22 protein-coding genes are annotated in these 25,744 nt (G+C 67.1%); 15 read left to right on the forward strand and 7 right to left on the reverse strand.

Going from position 1 to position 25,744, the window contains the following annotated elements; genetic code table 11:
- Positions 1–426: 426 nt before the first annotated feature.
- Positions 427–1,374: a CysB family HTH-type transcriptional regulator gene (locus tag EV685_RS14500; RefSeq protein WP_130482739.1), complete on the reverse strand. Its 948-nt coding sequence runs from the start codon at positions 1,372–1,374 to the stop codon at positions 427–429.
- A gap of 300 nt (positions 1,375–1,674) precedes the next feature.
- On the opposite strand from EV685_RS14500, the gene EV685_RS20655 reads away from it, so the two are divergent.
- The 11 genes from EV685_RS20655 to EV685_RS14550 all read left to right on the forward strand — a co-directional run bounded on the left by EV685_RS20655 (position 1,675) and on the right by EV685_RS14550 (position 16,114).
- Positions 1,675–3,033, forward strand: a complete 1,359-nt coding sequence (locus EV685_RS20655; protein WP_165396809.1) for a hypothetical protein — start codon at positions 1,675–1,677, stop codon at positions 3,031–3,033.
- A 17-nt stretch (positions 3,034–3,050) separates the two neighbouring features.
- Entirely contained in the window at positions 3,051–5,327 is a 2,277-nt protein-coding gene (locus tag EV685_RS14505) for a fibronectin type III domain-containing protein (RefSeq protein WP_165396810.1), read from the forward strand.
- A 191-nt stretch (positions 5,328–5,518) separates the two neighbouring features.
- The gene (locus EV685_RS14510) at positions 5,519–6,196 is read left to right on the forward strand and encodes an HAD family hydrolase (protein ID WP_165396811.1); all 678 of its coding nucleotides are present in this window, start codon (positions 5,519–5,521) and stop codon (positions 6,194–6,196) included.
- A 26-nt stretch (positions 6,197–6,222) separates the two neighbouring features.
- Positions 6,223–7,233 (forward strand): aldo/keto reductase, encoded by a 1,011-nt coding sequence (locus EV685_RS14515; protein WP_420820832.1) that lies wholly within the window; start codon positions 6,223–6,225, stop codon positions 7,231–7,233.
- A gap of 196 nt (positions 7,234–7,429) precedes the next feature.
- Entirely contained in the window at positions 7,430–7,522 is a 93-nt protein-coding gene (locus EV685_RS14520; RefSeq protein ID WP_130482742.1) for a JAB domain-containing protein, read from the forward strand.
- A gap of 151 nt (positions 7,523–7,673) precedes the next feature.
- Positions 7,674–10,166 (forward strand): EcoAI/FtnUII family type I restriction enzme subunit R, encoded by a 2,493-nt coding sequence (gene hsdR, locus EV685_RS14525; protein ID WP_130482743.1) that lies wholly within the window; start codon positions 7,674–7,676, stop codon positions 10,164–10,166.
- Between the two features lie 29 nt (positions 10,167–10,195).
- The gene (locus tag EV685_RS14530; RefSeq protein WP_130482744.1) at positions 10,196–11,665 is read left to right on the forward strand and encodes a type I restriction-modification system subunit M; all 1,470 of its coding nucleotides are present in this window, start codon (positions 10,196–10,198) and stop codon (positions 11,663–11,665) included.
- Positions 11,662–12,567, forward strand: a complete 906-nt coding sequence (locus EV685_RS14535; RefSeq protein ID WP_130482745.1) for a PDDEXK nuclease domain-containing protein — start codon at positions 11,662–11,664, stop codon at positions 12,565–12,567. Before EV685_RS14530 ends, EV685_RS14535 begins: the two co-directional genes overlap by 4 nt.
- Positions 12,564–14,261, forward strand: a complete 1,698-nt coding sequence (locus EV685_RS14540; RefSeq protein ID WP_130482746.1) for a restriction endonuclease subunit S — start codon at positions 12,564–12,566, stop codon at positions 14,259–14,261. The genes EV685_RS14535 and EV685_RS14540 overlap by 4 nt, the downstream gene beginning before the upstream one ends.
- Before the next feature lie 2 nt (positions 14,262–14,263).
- Positions 14,264–14,539 carry a GmrSD restriction endonuclease domain-containing protein gene (locus tag EV685_RS14545; RefSeq protein ID WP_242615598.1) on the forward strand — a complete coding sequence of 92 codons (276 nt, stop codon included), beginning with the start codon at positions 14,264–14,266 and terminating at the stop codon, positions 14,537–14,539.
- A 312-nt stretch (positions 14,540–14,851) separates the two neighbouring features.
- Entirely contained in the window at positions 14,852–16,114 is a 1,263-nt protein-coding gene (locus EV685_RS14550) for an ATP-binding protein (RefSeq protein WP_242615613.1), read from the forward strand.
- Between the two features lie 188 nt (positions 16,115–16,302).
- On the opposite strand, the gene EV685_RS14555 is transcribed toward EV685_RS14550, so the two are convergent.
- Complete coding sequence (locus EV685_RS14555) at positions 16,303–17,238, reverse strand: LysR family transcriptional regulator (protein ID WP_130482748.1); 936 nt, start codon at positions 17,236–17,238, stop codon at positions 16,303–16,305.
- A gap of 105 nt (positions 17,239–17,343) precedes the next feature.
- Between EV685_RS14555 and EV685_RS14560 the strand changes: the two genes are divergently transcribed.
- From EV685_RS14560 to EV685_RS14575, 4 genes are all read left to right on the forward strand, one after another.
- Positions 17,344–17,709, forward strand: coding sequence for a protocatechuate 4,5-dioxygenase subunit alpha (locus EV685_RS14560; protein ID WP_130482749.1), 366 nt, complete (start codon positions 17,344–17,346; stop codon positions 17,707–17,709).
- Between the two features lie 5 nt (positions 17,710–17,714).
- The gene (locus EV685_RS14565; RefSeq protein ID WP_130482750.1) at positions 17,715–18,554 is read left to right on the forward strand and encodes a class III extradiol dioxygenase family protein; all 840 of its coding nucleotides are present in this window, start codon (positions 17,715–17,717) and stop codon (positions 18,552–18,554) included.
- Positions 18,555–18,669: 115 nt separating this feature from the next.
- The gene (locus EV685_RS14570) at positions 18,670–19,785 is read left to right on the forward strand and encodes an endonuclease/exonuclease/phosphatase family protein (RefSeq protein WP_130482751.1); all 1,116 of its coding nucleotides are present in this window, start codon (positions 18,670–18,672) and stop codon (positions 19,783–19,785) included.
- 35 nt (positions 19,786–19,820) lie between these two features.
- Complete coding sequence (locus tag EV685_RS14575) at positions 19,821–21,308, forward strand: AMP nucleosidase (RefSeq protein WP_130482752.1); 1,488 nt, start codon at positions 19,821–19,823, stop codon at positions 21,306–21,308.
- Positions 21,309–21,359: 51 nt separating this feature from the next.
- Here EV685_RS14575 and EV685_RS14580 read toward each other — a convergent pair whose 3' ends face one another.
- From EV685_RS14580 to EV685_RS14600, 5 genes are all read right to left on the reverse strand, one after another.
- Complete coding sequence (locus tag EV685_RS14580) at positions 21,360–22,124, reverse strand: ABC transporter ATP-binding protein (RefSeq protein ID WP_207224828.1); 765 nt, start codon at positions 22,122–22,124, stop codon at positions 21,360–21,362.
- Entirely contained in the window at positions 22,121–23,203 is a 1,083-nt protein-coding gene (locus EV685_RS14585; protein ID WP_130482753.1) for a FecCD family ABC transporter permease, read from the reverse strand. The genes EV685_RS14580 and EV685_RS14585 overlap by 4 nt, the downstream gene beginning before the upstream one ends.
- On the reverse strand, positions 23,200–24,360 hold the full coding sequence (locus EV685_RS14590; RefSeq protein ID WP_130482754.1) for an ABC transporter substrate-binding protein: 1,161 nt from the start codon (positions 24,358–24,360) through the stop codon (positions 23,200–23,202). Before EV685_RS14590 ends, EV685_RS14585 begins: the two co-directional genes overlap by 4 nt.
- Before the next feature lie 119 nt (positions 24,361–24,479).
- A complete protein-coding gene (locus EV685_RS14595; protein WP_130482755.1) occupies positions 24,480–24,842 on the reverse strand; it encodes a hypothetical protein in 363 nt (120 codons plus the stop codon).
- Positions 24,843–24,942: 100 nt separating this feature from the next.
- Positions 24,943–25,683 (reverse strand): M48 family metalloprotease, encoded by a 741-nt coding sequence (locus EV685_RS14600; RefSeq protein WP_165396813.1) that lies wholly within the window; start codon positions 25,681–25,683, stop codon positions 24,943–24,945.
- Positions 25,684–25,744: the final 61 nt, after the last annotated feature.

Here is a 25,744-nt window from a genome sequence, read left to right on the forward strand (position 1 = left end):
GCAGCGGCGATCTGAGGGGCTGCGTCTTCATCGTCGTTCGATCGCTTCCGCGCGCCAACACCCGCCGAACCAGACGCCGACCGATCACCTCGCCAAGACCGGCGGCGCCGTTCACCAGCCCCAACGCGCCTTCGGTCAACAGCCCGTCGGACACGGGGTGTCCGACCTACCGGACCGAGCGCCGATGCCGGTTCGACACGCCCGAGCCCGTCGCCCTCCGGCGACGCCATTCAGCGGTCGGGCGGACGCGGCGGGCGCGTGGCTCTCGCAACGCAGATCGGCGATGCCGGTTCGACATGCTCGTATCCGTCGCCCTCCGGCGACGCCATTCAGCGGTAGGTCGGACACCCCGTGTCCGACGGGCTGGTGCCGATGGGCCACCGTGCCTCGGGCTTTGGTCGAGGGGCGTTGACGTCGCCCCCCCGGTCAAATCTCGAAGTCGGCCCCCGGCGCTTCGGCCTGCGCCTGTTCCACCACCGCCCGCGTCAGCGGTGAGGCGAAGGCCTGGATGAAGTCGTAGACGTAGGCGCGCAGGTAGGTGCCGCGGCGAACCGCCAGGCGGGTCAGGTTGGTCGCGAAGAGGTGGCGGACATCGATGGCGCGCAGGTTGCGGTCGCGCTCGGGGTCGAAGGCGATGGACGCGACGATGCCGATGCCCAGACCGAGTTCGACGTAGGTCTTGATGACGTCCGCGTCCATCGCGGTCAGCACCACCTCGGGCTGCACGCCCGCGCGGGCGAAGGCCTCGTCGATGTGGGTGCGGCCGGTGTAGCCGGCGTCGTAGGTGATGACCGGCTCGGCGGCCAGTTGCTGCAGCGTCAGCGGGCCGGGTGCCTGCAGCAGCGTGTGGCCCGCTGGCACGACCACGCTGTGGGTCCAGCGGTAGCAGGGCAGGGCGACCAGCTGGTCGTACTGGGCCAGTGCCTCGGTGGCGACGCCGATGTCGGCCTCGCCGTCCAGCAGCATCTGGGCGACCTGGCGCGGCGAGCCCTGGTGCAGGTTGAGCGTCACGCGCGGGTAGAGCTGGCGGAAGTCACGCACCACCTGCGGCAGCGCGTAGCGGGCCTGCGAATGGGTGGCCGCGATCGACAGGCGGCCGCTGTCGCGCTCGGCGTAGTCCTCGCCGACGCGGCTCAGGTTCTGCGCCTCGGTCAGCAGGCGCTCGACGATGGGCAGCACGGCCTCGCCCGGGGCGGTCAGGCCGGTCAGGCGCTTGCCGGCGCGCACAAAGATCTCGACGCCCAGCTCGTCCTCCAGCTCGCGGATCTGGCGGCTCACGCCCGGCTGCGAGGTGTGCAGCGATTGCGCCACCGAGGTCAGGTTGAAGCCCAGACGGACGGTCTCGCGAACCGATCTCAGCTGCTGGAAGTTCACGGTCGTCCCGGGCGTGTGCCCGCCTCTTATTCGGAAAACGAATTATGGAGACGGCTCAAGTGCGCTCAAACGACGAAAAACAAGGATCGATCTGCGCGAATCGCATGACGGAGGCCACGGTTCAGCTTCAACCCAAACGGGTGCAATCCTTGTCTAACTTATCATTCGTCAAGTTACATTGAGATACCTGTGAAACGTGCATCCAACATCCACAAGGTTGCGTAAGCCGGAAACGGCCTTGTGGCGACCACGTCGCCCACACAGGACCGCTGACCGAAACCCCTCTTGAGGAGAGACCTGATGACGATGCATCCGCGACCGCTCGCGCTGGCCTTGGCCGTGGCGGCCACGCTGGCCGGCCCCGGCGCGGCGCTGGCACAGACGCTGTGCCGGCCCGACAACACGACCCCGTTCACCGCCGGAGCGGTCAACCCGCAGACCGGCTTTGCCTACCAGGTGGTCGACTCCGAAGGCGTTGCCCTGGTGATCTGCACCGACAGCGTCGACGGCCAGGGCAACCCGCCGCCCTGCTTCTTCGACCCCGTGGTTGCCGGCAACGCCCAGTCCATCGCCTCCGGCTTTGGCGGCGAGGGCTTCTGGTTCCTGGCCGAAAACGCCTTCGCGACCACCGGCGCCGCCGCCGTTGGCGCGGTCGTGGTGATGGCCACCGAGGCGGCCTACCTGACCGAGGTGCCCGCTGCTGGCCAGCAGTTCTCGTTCACGCGCCTGCGTGTGCGGGTCGATGTCGCCCAGCCGGGCATCTACACCGTCCAGCACCCCTGGGGCCAACGGACCTACACCGTCGCCAGCGTGCTGGATGACCGGGGTCGCCCGCAGGGCCGCAACATCAACGAGACCATCGACGTCGAGTTCACGCCCAACGGCTCGCGCACCGGCATCGTCGGCCCGTGGCTGCGCTGGGATCCGGCTGTGGCACCGGCCGCGCCGCTGGGCTACATCGGCGACGGCGCGACGCCGCATGCCGTCATCGGCAGCCCGTGCGGCCGCAACTTCGTGCGCATCTCGGCCACCGCACTCGATGGCACGACCCCGCTCGCGATCGATGCCAACGACCAGGACGGCGACGGCTCGACCTCGAGCTTCGTGAGCCGTCAGTTCACGGTCCAGGGCAAGCTCGCGCCGCAAGGCCTGACGCCGCTGACCGTCACCGGCGCGACCTATGCGCGCACCACCGGCGCAGCCACGCTGAGCCTGTTCGCGACCGCGCCGACGACCGCCGTGGTCAGCGCCACGCCGGGTGGCACCTTCCGGGGCGACGGCACCGGGCGCCACTTCCTGGCCGCCGACGTCAGCGCCGTTCCGGCCACCGTGGCGATCTCCGCCACCAACGCGGCCCAGGGCAACGCGCCCAGCCCCGTCCAGCACGTTCCGGTCACCGACCTGGTGACCATCACCTCGGCCCAGGCGCAATGCTCGGCCGCCCCGCGCACCTGCACGCTCAGCGTGACGGCGACGTCCAGCGATCAGGCCCCCGGGAGCTTGCCGACGCTGACGCTGGCCCTGCCCGATGGCGCCAGCACCGCGCTCGTCAACGGCGCCGCCAGCGTGAGCGGTCTGACCGTGCTGCCGGCCGCCGTGTCGGTGCGTTCGAGCGCCGGCGGCACCGCCAGCAAGCCGCTGACCGTCATCAACCCCTGAGCCCGGACCGACGCAACATGAGCCACAACCGACTTCTCAAGCGACACAAGACCCGCGCCCTCGGCGCGGCCCTGCTGGCCGGCGCCCTGGAACTGGGCGCTGCCGGCCTCGCACACGCCGCCTGCCCGGCACCGAACGGCGCGACGCCGTTTGCCACCGGCCCGGTCAACCCGATCGACAGCTACCCGGAATCCGTCACCGACAGCCGCGGCCTGTCGCTGCAGATCTGCCGCAACGCCGACCTGTGCTTCTTCGACCCGGCGATCCCCGGCAACCTGGTGTCGGCACAGACCGGCACCGGCACCGAGTCGTTCTACTGGCTGGCCGAAGCCAGCCTGGCCGAGCCGACCCGCGGCTTCGACGCCCTGGTCGTGATGGCCACCGAGGCGACCTACACCACCGAGGAGCCGACCGCCGGCGAGCAGCTCACCTTCACCCGCCTGCGCATCCGCCTGGACGTCCCGCAGACCGGCATCTACCGCGTCGAACACCCGTACGGCGTCGAGCAGTACCGCATCGAGGCCCTGGAGCCCGGCCGTGACCTGAGCGAGACCTTCGACCTGTCCTTCGTCGCCAACGACCCCGTCGCCCAAGGCAAGGTCGGCCCCTGGCTGACCTGGGACCCGGTGCTCGCCCCGCCGCCACCGGCTGGCTACATCGGTGACGGCGCGACGCCGCAGCCGGTCGTCGGCAGTCCTTGCGACACCAACTTCCTGCGCGTCACGGCCACCGACTTCAACGGCCTGCCGATCGCCATCAACGCGGCCGGGGGCAACGTCGTGCAGACGAATCTGTTCGTGGTCCAGGGCCAGCTGTTCGACGGCCGCGTCCAGACCCCGCTGTCTGCGGACCGCGTGACCTACAGCCGCACGCCGGCCCGGGTCGGCCAGATCGACGCCTTTGCGCACGCCCTCGCCGGAGCCAACGTGACGGTGCAGGACGTCGAGGGCACGCCGCCCGAAGCGGCTCGGCTGCCGTCGCCGGCGCCCTTGACCGGCAACGCGACCGGCGAGTTCTTCACCACCGAGGTGCTGGCCGATGCACCCAACACCACCGCCCTGCCCGGCGCGGTCTCGCTGGTGGCCAGCGTCGCCGATGCCAGCACCGACACCACCCGGCTGGTGCGCGCGCTGGTCGACCAGGTGGTCGTGACCCAGGCCGACTACGACCTGAGCACGAACACGCTGACCGTCAACGCCAGTTCCAGCGACAGCCGCGTGCCGCCGACGCTGACGGTGCAGGACTACCTGCAGCCGCTCGGCCCGAACGGCGTGGCCATCCGCACCGACGCACCGCCGTCCGTGATCACGGTGATGTCGAGCGCCGGCGGCTGGGACCGCGCCCAGGTGCGCACCGTGCGCTCGGTCGCCCCGGCCTTGCCGGCGGCGCCTCAGGCCCTGTCCGTCCGAGCCGTGTCGCCCACCCAGGTCGACCTGACCTGGACCGATGCCGCCACCAACGAGACCGGCTTCGAGGTGCTGCGCAACGGCGTCGCCCTGGCCAGCCTGGCCGCCAACACGACGACGTTCAGCGACACGGCCGCGCCGTCGGGCCAGACGCTCAGCTACCAGGTGGTGGCCCTGAACGCCGCCGGTCGCAGCCCGTCGAACCCGGTCAGCGTCGCCACACCCGTGCCGATCCTGATCGTGGCACCGACGGGCCTGAGCGTCAGCGCCGGCACGGTCGCCAACAGCGCCCTGCTGCGCTGGACCGATGCCTCGTCCGGCGAGACCGCCTACCGCGTGCAGCGCGCGCCGGTCACCGTGGCCGCCAACGGCACCGCCACGATCGGCGCCTACGCGACGATCACCACGCCCAGCGGCAACCTGCCGGCCAACGCGTCCCAGGTGCAGAACACCGGCCTGGCGGCCAACGCGCTCTACAGCTACCGCGTCAACGCCGTGAACGGCGCCACGCAAGGTCCGACCGCGGTCGTGCCTCGCTTCAACGGCAACCTGCCGTTGCCGGCGAACTTCCGCAGCACGGTGACCGCCGGCGGGCTGCTGGGCATCGGCGCAACCCCGGCCGGGCGCGTGCCGCTGGCCTGGACGGCCAGCACGCTGGCAGCGGTCGCGGGCTACGACATCGAGCGTTGCACCGGCACCGTCGCGCAATGCAACGTCGCCACCGCCAGCTGGACCGCCGTGACCCGCGTGAACGGCAGGGCGACCGCCACGTTCGCGGTCAACGGACTGACCTCCGGCCAGCCCTACAGCTTCCGCATCCGCACCCACACGGGCGCCATCGGGCTGACATCGACCTGGTCGGCACCGATCCAGGGAACGCCGCGCTGATCGGCCTTCCCGACCAACGCTGACCCCCGGGGGGCGGTGCGCCAGACAGGCGCACCGCCCCCCGCGTCCTTGGGCACGCCACTATCCTTGCCCGCGCCAACGGCAACATGCCGGCCCGTCCGGCCCTCCACCGGACCCAACCCGTGACCCAACCCATGATCACGCCCATGAACGACCCCATGACCGAGCCCATGCCCCTCCCCCACCTCAAGGCCGTCCTGTTCGACATGGACGGCACGCTGGTCGACTCCGAAGGCGCGCACTGGCAGGCCTGGGTCCGCGTGCTGCGGCGCCACGGTGCCGAGCTGGACGAGGCCACCTACCGCACCCACCACGCCGGCATGCCCACGCTGGACAACGCGGTGGACGTGCAGCGCCGCTATGCGCTGTCGGCCACGGTCGACGAACTGGTGCAGGCCAAGGTCGACGAGACCCGCGCCCACATCGCCCGCGAGGGCTACCCGCTGCAGCCGGCCACCCGCGCGACGCTGGACTGGTGCCACGCCCACGGCCTGCGCTGCGCGGTCGTCACCGGCGCATCGCAGGAGGCCATCCACACCGTGCTCGGCCCGCACGGCCTGCTGGCGCACTTCGACACCCTCGTCGGCATGGACGACGTGCCTCGCAACAAGCCCTTCCCCGACTGCTACCTGCTCGCCCTGGACCGCCTCGGCCTGCAAGCCGGCGAAGCCGTCGCCTTCGAGGACTCGCAGCACGGCCTGGCGGCGGCCGTCGCGGCCGGCGTGCCGGCCATCGCCATCCCCACGCCGATCTCGGCCGAGCACGACTTCAGCCGCGCCACCGCGATCTGCACCGACCTGGTCGCCGCCACCGACTGGCTCACGCGCCACCGCACGCTGCCGCGCTGAAGCCCGGAGCTGCAAAGAGAAGCCCGATGAACACGAAGCCCGCCACGTCCCTGCCCACCCGCCGCGTCGGCCCCTTCGAGGTCAGCGCGATCGGCCTGGGCTGCATGAACCTCAGCCACGCCTACGGCCAGCCGCCAGCCCGCGAACAGGCCGCAGCCCTGCTGCACCGTGCCCTCGACCTGGGCGTGACGCTGCTGGACACCGCCGCGCTCTACGGCTTCGGCGGCAATGAATCGCTGCTCGGCGAGCTGCTGGCCGGTCAGCGCGATCGCTACGTGCTCGCCAGCAAATGTGGCATGCAGGGCGTGGACGGCGTGCGCGTGATCGACGGCCGTCCCGAGACCATCAAGGCCACCTGCGAGGACTCGCTGCGCCGCCTGCGCACCGATGTCATCGACCTCTACCAGCTGCACCGCTGGGACAAGTCCGTGCCCATCGAGGATTCGGTCGGCGCGCTCGCCGACCTGGTCCGCGCCGGCAAGATCCGCAGCATCGGCCTGAGCGAGGTCTCGGCCACGACCCTGCGCCGCGCCCACGCCGTCCACCCGATCGCGGCGGTGCAGTCCGAATACTCGCCCTGGACCCGCAACCCCGAGATCGCCGTGCTCGACGCCTGCCGCGACATCGGCGCCGCCTTCATCGCCTTCAGCCCGGTCGGCCGCGGCTTCCTGACCGACACCGTGCTCGACCTCGCCACCTTCGACGCCCGCGACATCCGCCGCGCGATGCCCCGCTTCTCAGCCGAAAACCACGCCGCCAACCGCGCCTTGCTGACCCAGCTCCACCCCATCGCCACCGCCGCCGGCTGCACCCTGGCCCAGCTCTCACTCGCCTGGCTGCTGAGCCGCGCCAACCACATCATCCCCATCCCCGGCACCACTTCGATCGCGCACCTGGAAGAAAACATGGCCGCACTCGACGTGACGCTGAGCGCAGCACAACTGGCACACATCGACCAGGTGATGGCGCCGGGGGCGGTCAAGGGCGGGCGGTACAGCGGGCAGAACCAGGGGGAGGTGGATACGGAGGAGTTTTGAGGGGGGGGGTGAGCAGGCGCCAGCCAGGGTTTCCAGATCGCCCACGTTGTCCGAGAACCCGACGGCCCGCAGGGTCGAGTGAAACAAGTTTTGACGCGGACCGAACGGTTCCTGGTTGGGCGGCGAGGGGCAGGCCCATGACCCGCGGAAATGAACTCGCTCAAGAAGCCGAACTCGCTCGGTCACGCAGACCGCCTTGAATTCGCGCGAGATCGTCAAGGAAGCGCTGGCGCTGAACGAGGGCGGAGTCAACCTCGCGGACAACCATCCGTCCGGGCGACCGGGCTGAGCCGCTCCGACGAGGAGCCAACGCAGGCGCTCAAGGCCGCATGACGGATGTGTGATGATTCCTGACGTGCCCTCAGAGGCACCGAAGGAATCAAACGCCTGTATGGCCGTAGAGCCACGGAAGATCGTCTCCGGCAGGCCCAGGGAGTTGCATGAACAAGATCCACCTGTCCGAGAGCGACATCTGCGACAAGTTCATCCGGCCGGCCATGGAGCGCGCGGGCTGGGATGGCATGGCGCAGATCTACCGTGAATATCCGCTGCGCGCCGGTCGCGTGGTGGTGCGCGGGCGCAAGGCGCGGCGGGATGCTTCGACCGTGCTGCGGGCGGACTATGCGCTGTTCCACAAGCCCAACATCCCGCTGGCGGTGGTCGAGGCCAAGGACGCCGGCCACTCGGTCGGCGCGGGCATGGCCCAGGCCATCCAGTACGCCGATCTGCTCGACGTGCCCTTCAGCTTTGCCAGCAACGGCGAGGGCTTCATCTTCCGCGACGCCACGCTGGCCGACGGCGTGCTGGAGCGCCATCTGACGCTCGATGAGTTCCCGTCGCCGGCCGAGCTGTGGGCGCGGTACTGCGCCTGGAAGGGCTGGACGCCGGAGGTGCGCCAGGTGGCCGAGTTCGACTACGCGCCGAGCAAGACGCCGCGCTACTACCAGCTCAACGCCATCAACCGCACGGTCGAGGCGATCGCGCAAGGGCGCCAGCGGGCGCTGCTGGTCATGGCCACCGGCACCGGCAAGACCTACACCGCCTTCCAGATCATCTGGCGGCTGTGGAAGAGCGGGGCCAAGAAGCGCATCCTGTTCCTGGCCGACCGCAACATCCTGATCGACCAGACCATGGTCAACGACTTCCGCCCCTTCAAGGGCGCGATGGCCAAGCTGAGCCCCAATGCCAAGGGCGTCGAGCGTGTCGATGCGCAGGGCTCGGTGACGGTCGAGGACGTGACGCTCGCGGTCAACAAGGCCACCAAACAGGTCGACAAGAGCTACGAGATCTACTTGTCGCTCTACCAGGCCGTGACCGGCACCAGCGAAGAGCAGAACATCTACAAGCAGTTCTCGCCCGACTTCTTCGACCTCATCATCGTCGACGAATGCCACCGGGGCAGCGCGGCCGAAGACTCGTCGTGGCGCGAGATCCTGAGCTACTTCAGCAGCGCGACCCAGGTCGGCCTGACCGCCACGCCCAAGGAGACCGAGGACGTCTCCAACACCGACTACTTCGGCGAGCCGATCTACACCTACAGCCTGCGACAGGGCATTGAAGACGGCTACCTCGCGCCCTACAAGGTCGTGCGCATCGACCTCGACCGCGACACCTTCGGCTGGCGCCCGACCGAGGGGATGACCGACAAGCATGGCAACCTGATCGAGGACCGCATCTACACCGGCCCCGACATGAACCGCAAGCTGGTGCTCGAACGCCGCGACGAGGTGGTGGCCGCCAAGATCACCGAGTACCTCAAGGCCACCGACCGCCACGCCAAGACCATCGTCTTCTGCGAGGACATCGACCATGCGGCCCGCATGCGATCGGCCCTGAGCAATGCCAATGCCGACATCTGCCAGACCCAGCCGCGCTACGTGGTGCAGATCACCGGCGACAACGCCGAGGGCAAGGCCCAGCTCGACAACTTCATCGACCCGGAGAAGCCGTATCCGGTCATCGCCACCACGTCCAAGTTGATGAGCACCGGCGTCGATGCACAGACCTGCAAGCTCATCGTGCTGGACCAGAACATCCAGTCGATGACGCTGTTCAAGCAGATCATCGGACGCGGCACCCGGCTGCGCGAGGACCTGGGCAAGACCTGGTTCACCATCCTCGATTTCAAGCGCGCCACCGAACTGTTCGCCGACAAGGACTTCGATGGCGAGCCGGTGCAGGTCCACGAGCCCAGGGGTGACGAGCCGGTCGTGCCGCCCGAGAACGTCGATGGCATCGGCCCTGATGGCGATCCCGGCGCGGACGACAGGGCCGATGCGCCCTCGCCTGTCGATGCTTCTCAAGACCCGCCGCTCGGCCCCTTCGGCGACACGGATGCCGACGCACCGCCGCGCAAGTACGTGCTCGGCAACCTCGTCACCGTGATGGTCGCGCGCGAGCGGGTCCAGTACCTCAACGCCGACGGCAAGCTCGTTACCGAAAGCCTGCGCGACTACACCCGCATCAACCTGGCCAAGCGCTTCGATTCGCTGGACGCTTTCCTGCAGACCTGGAACAGCGCCGAGCGCAAGGCCGTGCTGATCGATGAACTCGAAGCCCAGGGGGTGTTCCTCGATGCGCTGGCCGACGAGGTCGCGAGCGCGGGCATGAAGGACCTCGACCCCTTCGACCTGCTGCTGCACGTGGCCTACGACCAACCGCCGCTGACCCGCCGCGAACGCGCCCGCCGGGTCAAGCAGCGCAACGTCTTCACCGAGTACGGCCCGATGGCGCGCAAGGTGATCGACGCGCTGCTCGACAAGTACGCCGACGAAGGCATCGCCACCATCGAGGGCCCGTCGGTCTTCAACGTGCAACCCTTCACCGCCATCGGCCGGCCCGCCGAGCTGATCAAGAGCTTTGGCGGTCGGCCCCAATTCCTGCAGGCCTTGAGCACGCTGGAGCGCGAGCTGTACGCGCCCACCCAGGCCTGAGCCCCACGGTTTCCCGTACCCGATCCTTCATGTCGAATCTCTCTGCGGTCATCAAATCCATCCAGGACGTCATGCGCCAGGACAGCGGCCTGGACGGCGACGCCCAGCGCATCTCGCAGCTCACCTGGCTGCTGTTCCTGAAGGTGTTCGACGCGCTCGAAGAAGAACTCGAACTGACCCGCGACGACTACCGAAGCCCGATCCCCGAGCGCATGCGCTGGCGGAATTGGGCGGCTGATGCCGAGGGCATCACCGGCGAGGAGCTGCTGAGCTTCGTGGACAACGAGCTCTTCGTCACGCTCAAGAGCCTGAGCGCCGACCCGCAGCGCAACCCGCGTGGCTACGTGGTGCGCGGCGTGTTCGAGGACGCCTACAACTACATGAAGAGCGGCCAGCTGCTGCGTCAGGTGGTCAACAAGCTCAACGCCATCGACTTCAACCGCCAGAGCGAGCGGCACCAGTTCAACGACCTGTACGAGAAGATCCTCAAGGACCTGCAGAGCGCGGGCAACGCCGGCGAGTTCTACACGCCGCGCGCCGTCACGCAGTTCATGGTCGACATGGTCGACCCGCAGCTGGGCGAGAAGGTGTTCGATCCGGCCACCGGCACCGGCGGCTTCCTGGTCTGCGCCATCGAGCACCTGCGTCGCCAGGTCCACAACACCGAACAGGAAGCGCTGCTGCAAACCAGCGTGCTGGGCGTCGAGAAGAAGCAGCTGCCGCACATGCTGTGCGTCACCAACCTGATGCTGCACGGCATCGAGGTGCCCAGCCAAGTGCGCCACGACAACACGCTGGCCCGCCCGCTCCGGGATTACGGTGCTGCCGACCGGATCGACGTGGTGCTGACCAATCCGCCCTTCGGCGGCATCGAGGAGCCCGGCATCGAGCAGGGCTTTCCGGCCGACGTGCGCACCAAGGAGACCGCTGACCTGTTCCTGGTGCTGATCAAGCACCTGCTCAAGCCCAACGGACGCGCCGCGCTGGTGCTGCCCGATGGCACGCTGTTCGGTGAGGGCGTGAAGACGCGCATCAAGGAACAGCTGCTGGCCGAGTGCAACCTGCACACCATCGTGCGCCTGCCCAATGGCGTGTTCGCGCCCTACACCGGCATCAAGACCAACCTGCTGTTCTTCACCAAGGGCGCGCCGACGCAGGCCATCTGGTACTACGAGCACCCCTATCCGGCCGGTGCCAAGAGCTACAACAAGACCAAGCCCATCCGCATCGAGGAGTTCGATGCCGAGAAGGCCTGGTGGGGCCACGAGGCCGACGGTTTCGCCGCGCGGGTGGAGAACGAACGCGCCTGGAAGGTCGACATCGCCACCATCCGGGCCGCCAACTACAACCTCGACCAGAAGAACCCGCACGCGCCGGATGCGGTGAGCCACGACCCCGACCAGCTGCTGGCTGACTACGCCCGTCTGCAGGCCGAGTCGCAGGCGCTGCGCGACCAGCTCAAGGCCATCCTGGCGCAGTCGCTGGGAGGCTTGCAATGAACAAGAAGGCCACGCCACCCGCGAACAAGGCCAATCCCGCCGCTGCCGCTGCCGCTGTCGATGGCGACTCGACGCAGGCGCTCTACACGCAGATTCGGGATGTCCTGAGCCAGGCCCGGCAGCAGGTGCGCCGCAACATCAACCAGGCCATGGTTCAGACCTACTGGCAGGTCGGTCGCCTGATCGTGGCGCATGAACAGGCGGGGCAGACCCGTGCCGCCTACGGCGAGCGTGTGTTGAACCAATTGGCCGAACGGCTCTCGGCCGAGTTCGGCACCGGGTTTGCTGTGCAGAGCCTGCGCAACTACCGCCAGTTCTACCTGACGCTGCCGGGCGACGACATTCGCTCCACGCCGTGGAGCGAATTGGGTTGGTCCCACCTGCGGGCGCTGATGCGTGTGGCCGACCCTGCCGCTCGGCTCTGGTACGCCCGCGAAGCCGTCAGCCAGACCTGGAGCGTGGCGGCGCTGAGCCGCCAGATCAGCACCCTGTACTACCAGCGCCTGCTCTCCAGCCAGGACCGCGACGGCGTGCAGGCCGAAGCCCAGGCGCTCATCACACGCGACGCGCCGCCCGATCCGCGCGACTTCATCCGCGACCCCTATGTGCTGGAGTTCCTGCAGGCCAGTCCTGCGGCCAGCCTGTACGAGAAGGACCTCGAACAAGGGCTGCTCGACCAGTTGCAGAAATTCCTGCTCGAACTCGGCAAGGGTTTCGCCTTCGTCGCCCGCCAGCGCCACCTGCGCAACGAGGCCGTGGCCCGCTATTCGCTGCTGGCCGAAGGCCGCCAACTCTTCGCCAGCCGCTACCAGCCCTGGCTCCCCACCGAGGCCGAATTGCAGGCCGAACTGACCCGCGACCGCGCGCGGCTTGAACTCGCGCAACCTGAGGATCCGGCATGAACGCGGCATGGCAGGCGCAAGAACCCAGCGCGAAATACCTGGCCGATGCGGCGGTCCAGACGCCGCCGCCCCTGGTGCGCCAATTCGACCTGCTGGCCACCGCACCCGGCGGCGTGGCGCGGCTGCGCGAGTTGATTCTGACGCTGGCGGTGCAGGGCAAGCTGGTGCCGCAGGATCCGAGTGATGAGCCGGCGAGTGTGTTGTTGCAGAAGATTCGGGCGGAGAAGGATCGATTGATTGCGGCGGGGGAGGTCAAGAAAGAAAAGACGTTTGCAGAAATTTGCGACGAAGAAAAACCTTTTGAATTACCAAGTGCATGGGAATGGGTAAGGCTAGCTGACGTTGTCCGCGTCTTGAACGGTCGGGCATACGCTAAGCAAGAATTGCTTAGCGCAGGAACGCCAGTGCTTCGGGTTGGAAATCTTTTTACTTCTAGCCATTGGTACTATTCAGACCTTGTCTTGGAGCCAGCAAAGTATTGCTTGCCGGGCGACTTGCTGTATGCATGGTCGGCGTCCTTTGGGCCATTTGTATGGGATGGGCCAAAGGCCATTTATCACTATCATATTTGGAAGCTCACGCCTTTTGATCGTAGTTGCTTTGATGCAAGGTACTGGCATACGTATCTACTTGAGAAAACTGCAGAAATCAAGGCTTCGGGTCATGGCGTCTCGATGGTTCATATGACCAAAGAGAAGATGGAAAAGATTGTCGCGCCGCTCCCACCCCTCGCCGAACAAGCCCGCATCGTCACCCGCGTCGAAGAACTGATGCGCCTGTGCGATGCACTCGAAAGCCAACGCCGGCTTGAAACCGCGCAGCACGCCCAACTGCTCAACACCCTGCTGGGCACGCTGACCGACAGCACCTCGCCCGACGAACTGGCCGCCAACTGGCAGCGCGTGAGTGACCACTTCGATCTGCTGCTCGATCGCCCCGAAGCCGTGGATGCCCTGGAACAGACCATCCTGCAACTCGCCGTGCGTGGGTTGTTGGTGCCGCAGGATCCGAACGATGAACCGGCGAGTGTGTTGCTGGAGAAGATTCGGAAGGAGAAGGATCGGTTGATTGCGGCGGGGGAGATCAAGCGGGATAAGCTGCAGCCGGCGATTACGGATGACGATCAGCTTTTTGAGTCGCCGGCGGGTTGGTGTTTGGCAAGATTTGGAAGTATTGCGGACATTGCATCAGATCTTGTTTCGCCCGTAACCTTTGGATCTGCATGGCAGGTGGCTCCTGATTGCATTGAAAAAGGTACGGGACGATTGCTGCATAAGCGCACTGTCGCGGCAGCAGAGATCACCAGTCCGAACCATCGATTCAAGCCTGGACAAATTCTCTACTCAAAGATTCGCCCCTCGCTGTCAAAAGCTGTGGTGGTGGATTTTGACGGTCTATGTAGCGCAGATATGTATCCAATTAATTCGAGGTTGAACGCGGCGTTCTTGCATTTGTACATGTTGAGCAAGCCATTCCTGAATCAAGTAAGTGTTGCTGAAAACCGAGTCAAGATGCCAAAGTTAAATCAAGAATCACTGACGGCGTTTTTGGTTCCGATTCCGCCGCTCGCCGAACAAACTCGCATCGTCGCCCGCGTCACCCAACTCCGCAGCCTCTGCGCCGACCTGCGCCAGCGCCTGTCGGCCACTCAGAAAACCCAGAGCCATCTGGCCGAAGCGCTCGTGGAAATTTGATCATGAGCACTTTTGACAGCACCAAACGCCTGCTGCCAGACATCCTGGCCGACATCGTCAAAGGCAAGATTCAGTTGCCAAATTTCCAGCGTGGTTGGGTCTGGGATGACGACCACATCCGCAGCTTGCTGGTCAGCGTGGCCCGGTCGTTTCGGGTTGGCGCCGTGATGCTGCTGGAATTTGGTGGCGAGGCCCACTCTCAACGGCGACAGGTGGGAGGGTTGACGCTGGCGTGTATTGGGCTTGGGGGTTTTGCTGAAAGAGGTTTCGGGGAGTAATTCTTATTGATTGCTTTGGCCGGGTGATTGATCGGTCATGGGATAGGGTGACTGCTGCCGGCCACTTGCGGTCGCTGGCTACTTTGCAAGTGAGCAGTCGCTGAATTGCGGAAATGCCATTTGGCAACAGTCACCACACGGCTTTTGCTGATCGTCGTGTGCTGCGGTCCAGACTGAGGTGGTCGCTTGGACACTCGCGTAAGCTCCAGGCTGCCGTGTGTACATCTAGCTACTGACGGAGGTTGTCACGGGGATATAGGGAAATGTCGTCCAGCTATCATCCAACATATTTCAGGAGGCACAATGGTGCTGATGATTTCCGAGCCTAAGAGGCGGCCTGAAGAAGTCTTCACCCCTCGCGGAGAGTTCAACCCTAGGATGTACACGCCTCGGACCTCGCTGGAGAGCGACTTCCGCACCAAGCTGCGTCAGTCGAGCCACCTAGTGCTGTACGGTGAGAGCGGCTGCGGCAAGTCATGGCTGTACCGCAGTTTTTTCTCTCAGAACGCGGTCATGTTCAAGATCGTGAACCTTGCCGACGCGAGTCGCAATGGAAAGATCACCCCTGAAATTCTTCGAGCGGTAAATCCCGCGCCGGGTGGGCAGCTAACTGGCTACGACACGAAGAAAAGTGCAGGAGGTGGATTGCCAGGTGTCGCCACTGCTGTTCTGGAACAAACCAACAAGTATATAGTTCCCGCGGATGACCCACTGCGCGCTGCCATCAGCCTCTTCAGGGCACAGGCTGGCGCAGGTGCCGCGTTCTTGGTGTTCGACAACCTTGAGCGCATCTTCGAGAAGCCAGCCTTGATGGAGGAACTGGCCGACATCATCACGCTGGCCGACGATGACGCGTTCCTGCAGCACAAAGTGCGCTTCCTGATCGTTGGTGTCCCCTCGGGTGTTCGGGAGTACTTTGCTCGGACGCCCAGTCATCGAACCGTTTCAAACCGCCTGCTTGAGCTGCAGGAGGTGTCGCGCATGTCGCAGCAAGAAGCTGAGGCTCTTGTCGTGAGGGGCTTCGAGGGAGAGCTTGAGTACAAGATCGAAGCCGTTGACCGCTTCGACATCATCAGGCATATCGAGTGGGCGACTGATCGAATCCCCCAGGCGATGCAGGAGTACTGCCTGCAGCTTGCTTTCGTCGGAGAAGCAACTCGCACTGTCACCAAGGTGATGCTGGAGCAGGCTGACGACGTATGGCTCAAGTCATCGCTGAGTTCAGCCTATACCGTTGTCGAAGGGCAACTGAACGAGCGTGACACACGGGTTCAGCGTCGCAATCAGGTTCTGTACGTGCTTGGGCGAATGGACGGCGAGGAGTTCAAGGCGGCTCAAGTCGAGGCTAAGGTGCGCACCTTGTTTTATCCTAACGAGCCCAGTGCCACGATTGGCGGCGTACCAAACGCCCTAAGCGAACTTGCTTTGACTGGTGGCGCCGGCGCTGTTCTTCGCAAGACCCCTAAAGGCGACGCATACATGTTCCTTGATCCTCAGTACCGCATGTGCATCCGTGTGATGCTGAAGCTTGGGGCTAACAACGCAGTAGAGAAGATCGCGTCGAGCAAGATTTAATCGGCCCTTCAAACAATGCGGTCGTGAAGCGATCTAGTTGGGAGCAGTGACAGAAAATGGTGTTTGATTGGAAGAGCACTCAATGACGGGCTCGCTGACGCACTGTCCGCTCTGGGTCGAAACCCGTCAGTTGGCTCGGCAACTCGGCAAACAGTTTGAACCGCGTCGAACGAAGATTCAGCTTCACGTCACCGATCGTCATAACCAATACCAATACCCATTCCCAAAACCACCCCCTCCACCTCCCCCCTCACCCACCGCTGCACCGCATCGTCCTGATGCCGCCGGTGCCACAGCAGGTACATCGGCAGCGGCGGGGTTTGCAGTGGCTCGGGCAGGGGGATGTCGGCGTGGGCGAGGTCGCGCAGGAGTTCGGTGGCGAGCAGGCTGGGCAGGGTGGCCAGGCGGGTGGTGCCGCGCAGGAAGGGTGCGATGCCGGAGAAGCCGGGGACGGTGACGACGATGTGGCGGTCGATGGCGTGCTGCAGGAACCATTCGTCGATGTCGAGGCGGCGACGGTCTTCGTAGCGGACGCTGACGTGGTCGGCCGCGAGGTAGTCGGCCAGCGTCGTCGGGGCGGCGCGTTCGCGGGCGTCGTACCAGACGCGGTAGCGGTCGGCGAACAGGCGTTTTTGCAGGACGTCGTGGCTGTCGGGCGGACGGGGCGAGATGACGAGCTGGCAGCTTTCGTCGCGCAGCAGTTCAAGGCCGGGCACGCGTGAGGGCAGGATGCGCAGCGTCAGCCCGGGTGCCGCCTGACGCAGGCGCAGCAGCAGTGGGGGCAGCAGCAGGTGGCACTGCAGCTCGTTGGCGGCGATGGTGATCTCGCCGCGCAGGCTGGCCGGGTCGACGTGTTCGGGCTCGGCCAGGCGCTGCAGGCCGGCCAACAGGTCGCGGGCCTGAAGGGCCAGCGAGCGGGCCCGCTCGGTCGGGGCGATGCCGCGTCCGGACTTGACGAACAAGGGGTCGCCCAGGATGGCGCGCAGGCGCTCCAGGCCGTGGCTGACGGCCGATTGGGTGACGCCCAGGCGCTGGGCGGCCGCCGTCACGCTGCCGGTGTCGAGCACGGTCACCAGCAGCTGCAGCAGGCGACCGTCGATGTGCAAATGATCGGGTTTGCTCATGGGTCGCATGAGTATCGGCGCGTTGTTTGACCGCGCCTCGGTGCGAATACTGACGGACGTCGCGTCGGCAACGGCGTGCAGACGATCCACCGCACGAGGAGACCCATGAACGATCCGAAACGGCCGGGACACGGCCACATCGACATCCCCGGCACGACGCTGTTCGACGGGGTGCAGGCGATGAAGGGCTATGCGCTCAACAAGATGTGCTATTCCTTCAACGACGCCGCCAACCGCGCCGCCTTTCAGGCCGACGAGGACGGCTATTGCGCGCGCTACGGCCTGAACGCGCAGCAGCGCGAGGCGATCCGCGCGCGCAACGTGCTGCAGCTGCTGGCGGCCGGCGGCAACGTCTACTACCTCGCCAAGTTCGCCGGCATCTTCGGCTTGGACGTGCAGGACATCGGGGCCCAGCAGACGGGCATGAGCAAGGACGAATTCAAGGCCAGGCTGCTGGCCGCACGGGGCTGAACACCATGGCGAAGATCATCGGTGGCGTCGCCACATCCCACGTGCCCGCGATCGGTCGGGCGATCGCCAAGGAACTGCAGGCCGACCCGTACTGGGCGCCCTTCTTCGAGGGCTATGCGCCGCTGCACCGCTGGCTGGCGCAGGCCCGGCCGGACGTGGTCGTGGTGTTCTACAACGACCATGGCCTGAACTTCTTCTTGGACAAGATGCCGACCTTCGCGGTCGGCGCGGCCGAGACCTACCGCAACGCGGACGAAGGCTGGGGCATCCCGGAGGTGCCGCCCTTCACCGGTCAGCGCGAGCTGTCCTGGCACCTGATCAACAGCCTGGTGGCCGAGGACTTCGACCTGACCACCTGCCAGGAGATGCTGGTCGACCATGCCTTCACGCTGCCGATGGCGCTGTGCTGGCCGGACCAGCGCTGGCCGGTGACGGTGGTGCCGGTGTGCATCAACACGGTCCAGTTCCCGCTGCCGTCGGCCGCGCGGTGCTGGCGTCTGGGCGAGGCGGTCGGCCGCGCGGTGCGCCACTGGGACAGCGACGCGCGGGTGATGGTGCTGGGCACCGGCGGGCTGTCGCACCAGCTGGACGGCCAGCGCGCCGGCTTCATCAACCGCGACTTCGACCGCGCCTTCATGCAGAGCCTGATCGACGACCCGACGTGGGCGACGCGGTTCTCGATCCCCGAGCTGGTCGAGAAGACCGGCACACAAGGCGTCGAGCTGCTGATGTGGCTGGCGATGCGCGGTGCGCTGGGCGAGCAGGTTCACGAGGTGAGCCGCAACTATCACATCCCCATCTCGAACACGGCCGCCGGGCTGATGGTGCTGGCCACGGACGACTGAGGTCGGCTCGCCGGTCCGGCAAGCCCGGGGGCTGTCGCGACCGTGCACCAATCGACGCCGGTGGCACGGGTCGTCACGCGGGCGCTGGAGGCTTGAGGTAGGCTGACGCTCACCCATGCCTTCACGCCGCCGCACACCCCTGGACGCCCGCGCCGCCCGCGATGCCCGCCTCGCGCAGGTCGGCTCTCACCCACTGCAGTCGCTCTCACGCTTTGTCATCAGCCTGACGGTGCTGGTCATCGGCGGCCTGTGGGCCGTGCTGGCCCTGGCCGATCCGCTGGCCTGGTGGGCCGAGCTGCTGCGCTACACCCCCTACCTGCTGCTGCTGGTGCCGGCGCTGCTGGCGCTGGCGTTGTCGATTGCAGTCGGCTGGGCCTGGCGAGCCGCCGCGCTGGCCGCCGTGCTGGTGGTCGTCTTCCCGATCATGGGCTGGACCCATGGCCAGCCCGAGAACGGCAGCACCCGGCTGCGGGTGATGAGCTTCAACATCAAGTCCTACAAGGCCGACGACCGGCCCGAGGGCTACGACGCCATCGTCGGCGAGATCCGTCGCCACGACCCGGACGTGCTCGTGATGCAGGACGCCCAGAAGCTGACCGACAAGTGGCTGCCGATGCCGCTCGTGATGAAGGAGCTGCTGACGCCACGCCACACCCAGATGCACGGGCAGTACGTCATCGCCAGCAAGCACCCCTTGCGCAACTGCAAGGTCGCGCCGCTGTCGGCCGATCCAGCCCTGGGCGACTACCTGCGCTGCACCGTCGAGGTCGAGGGCCAGCGGCTGGAGATCGTCAACGTGCACCTGCTGTCGCCGCGTGAAGGCCTGGTGGCGACGCGGCGCGAACGGCTGGGCGGGCTGGACGACTGGCGCATCAACTTCGGCCACCGGCTCGGGCAGGCCCGGCACCTGGCCGAAGACCTGGCCCGCCAACGCGCCACCGGTGCAAACAAGCGGCCGCTGCCGCTGCTGATCGCCGGCGACCTGAACGCGCCAGAGGCCTCGCCGGTGGTGCAGACGCTGCTGGCACTCGGCCTGCGCGATGCCTGGTCATCGGCCGCCACCGGCTGGGGCTACACACATGGCCATTCGCTGCGCCCACACCTGAGCTTCCTGCGCATCGACCATGTGCTGGTCAGCCCCACGCTGGGTCTGGCCGAAGTGGCCGTCGGCGGCGACGAGGCCAGCGAACACCGGCCGGTCATCGTCGACCTCTGGCTCAACCGCAACTGACACCGAGGCCGCAAAGGCCCGCGAAGGATTCCCCCATGAGCCCCACCGTCCTCACGACCTTGTCGTTCACCGACGCAAACGCCGCGCTGGCCCACGCGCGGACCATCTACGACAGCGGCATCGCCCACCTGCGGCAGGCCCTGCGCGAGTTCATCGCCGGGCGCGACGACGGCGGCCATGTGCGCGCCTGCTACCCCTTTGTGCGGGTGCGGGTCGACACGGTGGCGCGGGCCGACTCGCGTCTGGCCTATGGCTTCGTCGCCGGGCCGGGTGTCTACGAGACCACGCTGACGCGGCCGGAGCTGTTCCGCCACTACTACCGCGAGCAGTTCGACCTGCTGCTGAAGAACCACGGCGTGGCGCTGGAAGTCGGCCTGTCGGCCCAGCCGATTCCGGTCCACTTCAGCCTGGCCGAACACGACCACCTCGAAGGCGCCTTGACGCCCGAACGCCGCCAGCGCCTGCGCGACCTGTTCGACCTGCCCGATCTGGCCGCCATGGACGACGGCATCGCCAACGGCACGCTCGATCCGCAGCCCGGCAGCGACGGCATCGTGCGGCATCCGCTGTCGCTGTTCACCGCGCCGCGGGTGGACTACTCGTTGCACCGGCTGCGCCACTACACCGGCACGATGCCCGAGCACTTCCAGAACTACGTGCTGTTCACGAACTACCAGTTCTACATCGACGAGTTCGTGCGTCTGGGCCATGAGCTGATGGCCGATGAGACCAGCGAGTACGTTGCCTTCGTCGAGCCAGGCAATGTCGTGACGCGCCGCACCGGTCTGGCCGCCGAAGCGGGCGACGACCTCGGCGCACCGCCGCCGCGTCTGCCGCAGATGCCGGCCTATCACCTCAAGCGCCACGGCCACAGCGGCATCACGATGGTCAACATCGGCGTGGGCCCGAGCAACGCCAAGACCATCACCGACCACATCGCCGTGTTGCGCCCGCACGCCTGGCTGATGCTCGGCCACTGCGCCGGCCTGCGCAACACGCAGCAGCTGGGCGACTACGTGCTGGCCCACGGCTATGTGCGCGAGGACCACGTGCTGGACGAGGAACTACCGCTGTGGGTGCCGATCCCGCCGCTGGCCGAGATCCAGCTGGCGCTGGAGGAAGCGGTCGCCGAGGTGACCCAGCTGTCGGGCTACGAGCTCAAGAAGATCATGCGCACCGGCACGGTCGCCAGCACCGACAACCGCAACTGGGAACTGCTGCCGCACCCGGGCCCCGAGCGCCGCTTCAGCCAGAGCCGCGCGGTCGCGCTGGACATGGAAAGCGCCACCATCGCCGCCAACGGCTTCCGCTTCCGCGTCCCCTACGGCACGCTGTTGTGCGTGTCGGACAAGCCGCTGCACGGCGAGATCAAGCTGCCGGGCATGGCCAACCAGTTCTACCGCGAACGGGTCGACCAGCACCTGCGCATCGGCATCCGCGCCATCGAGATCCTGCGTCACCAAGGGCTGGACCACCTGCACAGCCGCAAGCTGCGCAGCTTTGCGGAGGTGGCGTTCCAGTGAGGCCCTGAGGCCCGGACCGGCCGCAAAAAGATGCGCCGGCCGGCCCCCGCCTCAAGCCGTCTCGGGCGCGGCGGCGATGGCGATGACCTGGATGAGACCGTCGACGTCGGCTTGGCAACGTGCCTGCACGCCAAAGGTGGCCTGCAGCAGCGCCGGTTTCAGGACCTCGGTCGGCGTGCCGCTGGCGACCAGCTGGCCATTTGCCAGGACCAGCACACGATCGGCATAACGGGCCACGGCATTGAGGTCATGCAGGATCGCCACGGTCGTCAGTTGCCGTTCGTGGGTCAGCGACCGCACCGACTCCAGGACGTCGAGCTGGTGGCGCAGGTCCAGCGCACTGGTGGGCTCGTCGAGCAGCAACAGCGAAGACTCGCTGGCCAGGGCCTGGGCCAGCATGACCTTCTGGCGCTGTCCGCCACTGAGGGCATCGAACGGTCGGTGTGCGAGCGCGTCCAGGCCCAGTCGGGCCAGCCAGCCAGCGCAGGCCTCGAGGTCGGCCGGCGGCACCCGCCAACCCAGTCTGGACAGCCGTCCCAGCAGGACGACCTCGATGACCGAGAGCCCGACCGCGCCCGCCGACAGCTGCGGCATGTAGCCCACACGATCTGGTCGTCGCCTCGTGCCTGTCGCACCGAAGCCGATCGAGCCCTCATGGGGCAGCAGCCCGGCCAGCGCGCGCATGAAGGTGGACTTGCCCGAACCGTTCGGTCCGATCAGGGCGGTCAGACAGCCCGGCTGCAGCGTGCAGCTGATGTCACCCAGGACGGGGCGTCGGCCCAGGCGGACGGCGAGTCCGTCGACGTCGATCTTCATGCGATGGGGCGGCGGTGCCGCAGGATGATCAGGATGAAACACGGCACGCCGATCAGGGCGGTCACGATCCCGATCGGAAAGATCGCGCCGGGCATGACCGACTTGGAGCCGACCGAGGCGGCCGACAGCAGCAGGGCGCCCGTCAGGGCCGACACCGGCAGAAAGGCGCGCTGGTCCTCGCCAACGGCCATGCGCGCCACGTGCGGCGCAACCAGACCGACGAAACCGATCGTTCCGACAAAGGCCACGGCCACGCCGGTGAGCGCCGAGATGATGACGAAGCAGCGCAGACGCAGGCCGCGCACGGAAACCCCCAGGCCCCGGGCGGCCTCGTCACCGAGCCTCAGGGCCGTGAGTGCCCAGACGTCCCGGGAGAGCGCCAGCACGCCCAGGCCCAACACGGTGGCGATCACCGCCAGCTTGGCCCAGCTGGCCTTCTGCAGGCTGCCAAAGAGCCAGAACACCAGCTGCTGCAGGGCCTCCGGAGACGCGATGAACTGAAGCAGGGACTGCAGCGCCTGGAACATGAACAACATGGCGATGCCCGCCAGCACCAGCAGTTCGGGGCTGTCCCCGCGCAGGGTGCCCAGCCACCAGACACCGGCGCAGGCCAGTCCCGCGAACAGGAACGCGGCCAGCGGGATGGCCCAATCGCTGGACAGCCAGGCTCCGGCCAGACCCACGGCACCGAGTTGTGTGCCAAGCACGATCACGACCGCCGCGCCGAATCCGGCACCGGCCGAGATGCCCAGCGTGTAGCTCGATGCCAGCGGGTTGTTCAGCAGGGTCTGCATGACCGCGCCGGACAGACCGAGCGCGGCACCGACAGCGAGTGCGGTGAAGGCGATGGGCAGTCGCAAGGTCCAGACGATGGTGTCGACGCTGGCATCCGTCGGCAGGCCGGCCAGCGATCGCCCGACCTGCACCACCGGCAACATCGCCGGACCGGTGGCGACGTCCAGCACGAAGCTCAGCAGGCTCAACACGGCCACGACCAGGCCCACCGTCAGGCGCCGGGCCTGACGGTCTCGCCAGCCCGGCAGGACACCTGCGCCGCGCGCGGCGAGTGCCTCGTTCACGGCTGGATCGGCAGCATCCACGTGCCGGAGTAAGGCACGGGCAGGTAACGCGCATGGAACGACTTCATCGCCGCCTCGGGATCGAGATCGCGGAACACGGCCGGATACAGGCGTTTGGCCAGGTACTGCATCGGGACGAAGTCGGTCAGGGACCGGCACAGGCCGTGCTCGATGGCGTGGACCTCTCCGGTTCGCACGGCCTTGATGCCGTCCCAGCCCGGACGCTGCACATAGGGCTGCATGGCCCGACGGGTCGCTTCCGGTGCCGCGTCATGTCCGGTGGGAACCGCCTTCGGCCGGTTCACCCAGGACGAACCCGCCAACACGATCATGTCGGGATTGGCGGCCAGCACCGCCTCTGCCGCGAGCGGTCCCCACGGACCGGGCAACTTGCCATCGGCAATGTTCTCGGCGCCCAGCGTCGTGACGATGCGGCCCCACATCGTGCCGGCGTAGCTGTTGCCCACAGTATCCGCACCCGCTTGGGCCAGTTCGACGTAGACCTTCTTGCGCGGCTGTGTTGCCACCGAAGGCAGGCGGTCAAGGATCTGGCGGTAGGAACCCTCGTAGAGCTGTGCCAGTTCCTCGGCGCGTGACTCCGTGCCCATCACCTTGCCGATGGCGCGGGTCGAGGCCAGGTGGCGATCGAGCATCTGGGCGTTGTAGTCGATGACCACGATCGGGATGCCCGCAGCGCCCAGCTGGTCGCGCACGGTCTTCTGCGAGGACCAGGTCCATTCGGCCATCAGCACGACATCGGGCTTCAGGCTGATGATCTTTTCGGCGCTGAAGGTGCCGTCGTCGCTGTGGCCGATGTCGGGCATCGCCCGCAGGTTGGGAATCACGTCGACATAGCGGCGGAAGATGGCCGGTCGCCAGCCCTCCCAGGGCGTGCGGGAGATGCCGACCACCCGGCTCCAGCCGTCCTTGCCGGCCACCGCCGTGAATTCCTCGAAGTTGAAGTTGAGCGCCACGCGTTGGGCGGGTCCCGCGAGTTGGACCTTGCGGCCGATCGCGTCGGTGACCTCGATCGGAGCGGCGTGCGACCAGGTCGGCAGGCTCGCGGAAAGGATCAAGCAGGCCGCGAAGGCCGCCTTTCTGGCAACGGCCAGGATGGCACGCCCTCGTGCGGGGCGGGGAACGGAAAACGTCGTCATGTCTGTCACCTGAGGATCCGGCCGGGCCATGCCGATGGGCCCGTTGGGCCGGATGTGTCACAAGAAGCGGAACGCGCAGGCGCTGGCCTGCGTGTGTCGGCTTGAACGCTTGCAGGAACTCAGGTGATCAGGGGAGGGCCGCGCACACGCGGTCTCTCGGGCAACAAGGCGGCGACGAACCGGCCCGAGAAGAAGGGGACCGGCGCCTGCAGGCTGACCGTGGCACGGATGGCGGGCGGTGCGGCCACCAGCATGACCGGCAGCAGACAGCAATCCAGCGAGGCGTGCCGGTCGGGCGCGTCGCCGGAAGGGTCGCCGACATCCACCAGGACCGACCCCCCCACGACGCAGGCCGCGACGAGGTCCTTCGGCATCAGCAAGGGCTTGGCCGCCAGCACCAGGACCCAGGCACACATCGCCCACGCCAGCCAGACACGCCAGCGGCGCGCGTGGGATCGGTCGAGGTGATGTTCGGTTGTCATGGTGGCCGGCGGAATTCTCGCAGTGGTCGGCGTTTCCCGAACGCGAAAAATGCCCGCAGCCCGTCCTTCTTGCGCGAGGGCGGAGCCGTCCGCCGCCGGCTCACTCCGCCGTCTTGAGCGCCGCGCTGCGCGGCTCGTTTTCGCCGACCAGTCGCAGGCGGGCGTAGCGCTTGCGGGTGGAGGGGTGGGTGGGCGTGTCGCCCAGGTTGGGGACGACCTGCAGGGCGGCGAGCACGCTGTCCATGCCGTGGCCGAGGCTGCGCAGGATCTGCCAGGCGTGGGCGTCGGCGGCGTATTCATGGCCGTGCACCAGGGCGGAGGCCTCGCGGCCAAGTTGCGGCGCGATCGCGTCGGTCAGGTCTTGGCGGACCTCGCCGGGGATCAGGCGGCCGTAAAGCTCGCACAGCTCACCCCAGTGGCCCATGGCGGCATGGCCGATCTCGTGGGCCAGGATGAACAGCCGTTCGCCCTCGGGCAACACCGCCACGCTGGCGCTGACGACCAGCACATGGCCGCCCAGGATCTCGGCATGGAAGGGTCCGTCGACCACCAGCAGGTCGATGGCGGGCTTCACCGCCATCTGGCCGAGGATGCGATCGACATCGGCCTGGATGCCAGCGCTGAGGTGGGCATCGACCCGGTGGCGGGACAGTTCGGCCAGACGCTGCTGCGCCGAACGGTCCAGCACCTCGCGGATGGGCGGACGATCCCCGGTCGTCGCGCCCGCTGCCGGGTCGGCCGCGACCGGGGTCAGGGACAGCAGCGACAGCCACAGCGCCAGCAAGCCCTGCACAGTCAGCCGCCAGCGGCTGGTGCGATCGGCGGGGATGACGTGCGGCATGGTCGGGCTCCTGGCGAGGGATGGGGCGATCAGGTCCACGGCCCGGAAGCCGCAGGTGCCA

The sequence above is a fragment of the Sphaerotilus mobilis genome, from assembly GCF_004216565.1.
Lineage (GTDB): Bacteria > Pseudomonadota > Gammaproteobacteria > Burkholderiales > Burkholderiaceae_C > Sphaerotilus > Sphaerotilus mobilis.

Excerpts from the sequence above, each read along its gene's own strand:
- EV685_RS20655 (WP_165396809.1), top strand. The coding sequence starts at position 1,675 with ATGACGATGCATCCGCGACCGCTCGCGCTGGCCTTGGCCGTGGCGGCC.
- EV685_RS14505 (WP_165396810.1), top strand. The coding sequence starts at position 3,051 with ATGAGCCACAACCGACTTCTCAAGCGACACAAGACCCGCGCCCTCGGC.
- EV685_RS14510 (WP_165396811.1), top strand. The coding sequence starts at position 5,519 with ATGCCCCTCCCCCACCTCAAGGCCGTCCTGTTCGACATGGACGGCACG.
- EV685_RS14515 (WP_420820832.1), top strand. The coding sequence starts at position 6,223 with ATGAACACGAAGCCCGCCACGTCCCTGCCCACCCGCCGCGTCGGCCCC.
- hsdR (WP_130482743.1), top strand. The coding sequence starts at position 7,674 with ATGAACAAGATCCACCTGTCCGAGAGCGACATCTGCGACAAGTTCATC.
- EV685_RS14530 (WP_130482744.1), top strand. The coding sequence starts at position 10,196 with ATGTCGAATCTCTCTGCGGTCATCAAATCCATCCAGGACGTCATGCGC.
- EV685_RS14535 (WP_130482745.1), top strand. The coding sequence starts at position 11,662 with ATGAACAAGAAGGCCACGCCACCCGCGAACAAGGCCAATCCCGCCGCT.
- EV685_RS14540 (WP_130482746.1), top strand. The coding sequence starts at position 12,564 with ATGAACGCGGCATGGCAGGCGCAAGAACCCAGCGCGAAATACCTGGCC.
- EV685_RS14545 (WP_242615598.1), top strand. The coding sequence starts at position 14,264 with ATGAGCACTTTTGACAGCACCAAACGCCTGCTGCCAGACATCCTGGCC.
- EV685_RS14550 (WP_242615613.1), top strand. The coding sequence starts at position 14,852 with ATGATTTCCGAGCCTAAGAGGCGGCCTGAAGAAGTCTTCACCCCTCGC.
- EV685_RS14555 (WP_130482748.1), bottom strand. The coding sequence starts at position 17,238 with ATGAGCAAACCCGATCATTTGCACATCGACGGTCGCCTGCTGCAGCTG.
- EV685_RS14560 (WP_130482749.1), top strand. The coding sequence starts at position 17,344 with ATGAACGATCCGAAACGGCCGGGACACGGCCACATCGACATCCCCGGC.
- EV685_RS14565 (WP_130482750.1), top strand. The coding sequence starts at position 17,715 with ATGGCGAAGATCATCGGTGGCGTCGCCACATCCCACGTGCCCGCGATC.
- EV685_RS14570 (WP_130482751.1), top strand. The coding sequence starts at position 18,670 with ATGCCTTCACGCCGCCGCACACCCCTGGACGCCCGCGCCGCCCGCGAT.
- EV685_RS14575 (WP_130482752.1), top strand. The coding sequence starts at position 19,821 with ATGAGCCCCACCGTCCTCACGACCTTGTCGTTCACCGACGCAAACGCC.
- EV685_RS14580 (WP_207224828.1), bottom strand. The coding sequence starts at position 22,124 with ATGAAGATCGACGTCGACGGACTCGCCGTCCGCCTGGGCCGACGCCCC.
- EV685_RS14590 (WP_130482754.1), bottom strand. The coding sequence starts at position 24,360 with ATGACGACGTTTTCCGTTCCCCGCCCCGCACGAGGGCGTGCCATCCTG.
- EV685_RS14595 (WP_130482755.1), bottom strand. The coding sequence starts at position 24,842 with ATGACAACCGAACATCACCTCGACCGATCCCACGCGCGCCGCTGGCGT.
- EV685_RS14600 (WP_165396813.1), bottom strand. The coding sequence starts at position 25,683 with ATGCCGCACGTCATCCCCGCCGATCGCACCAGCCGCTGGCGGCTGACT.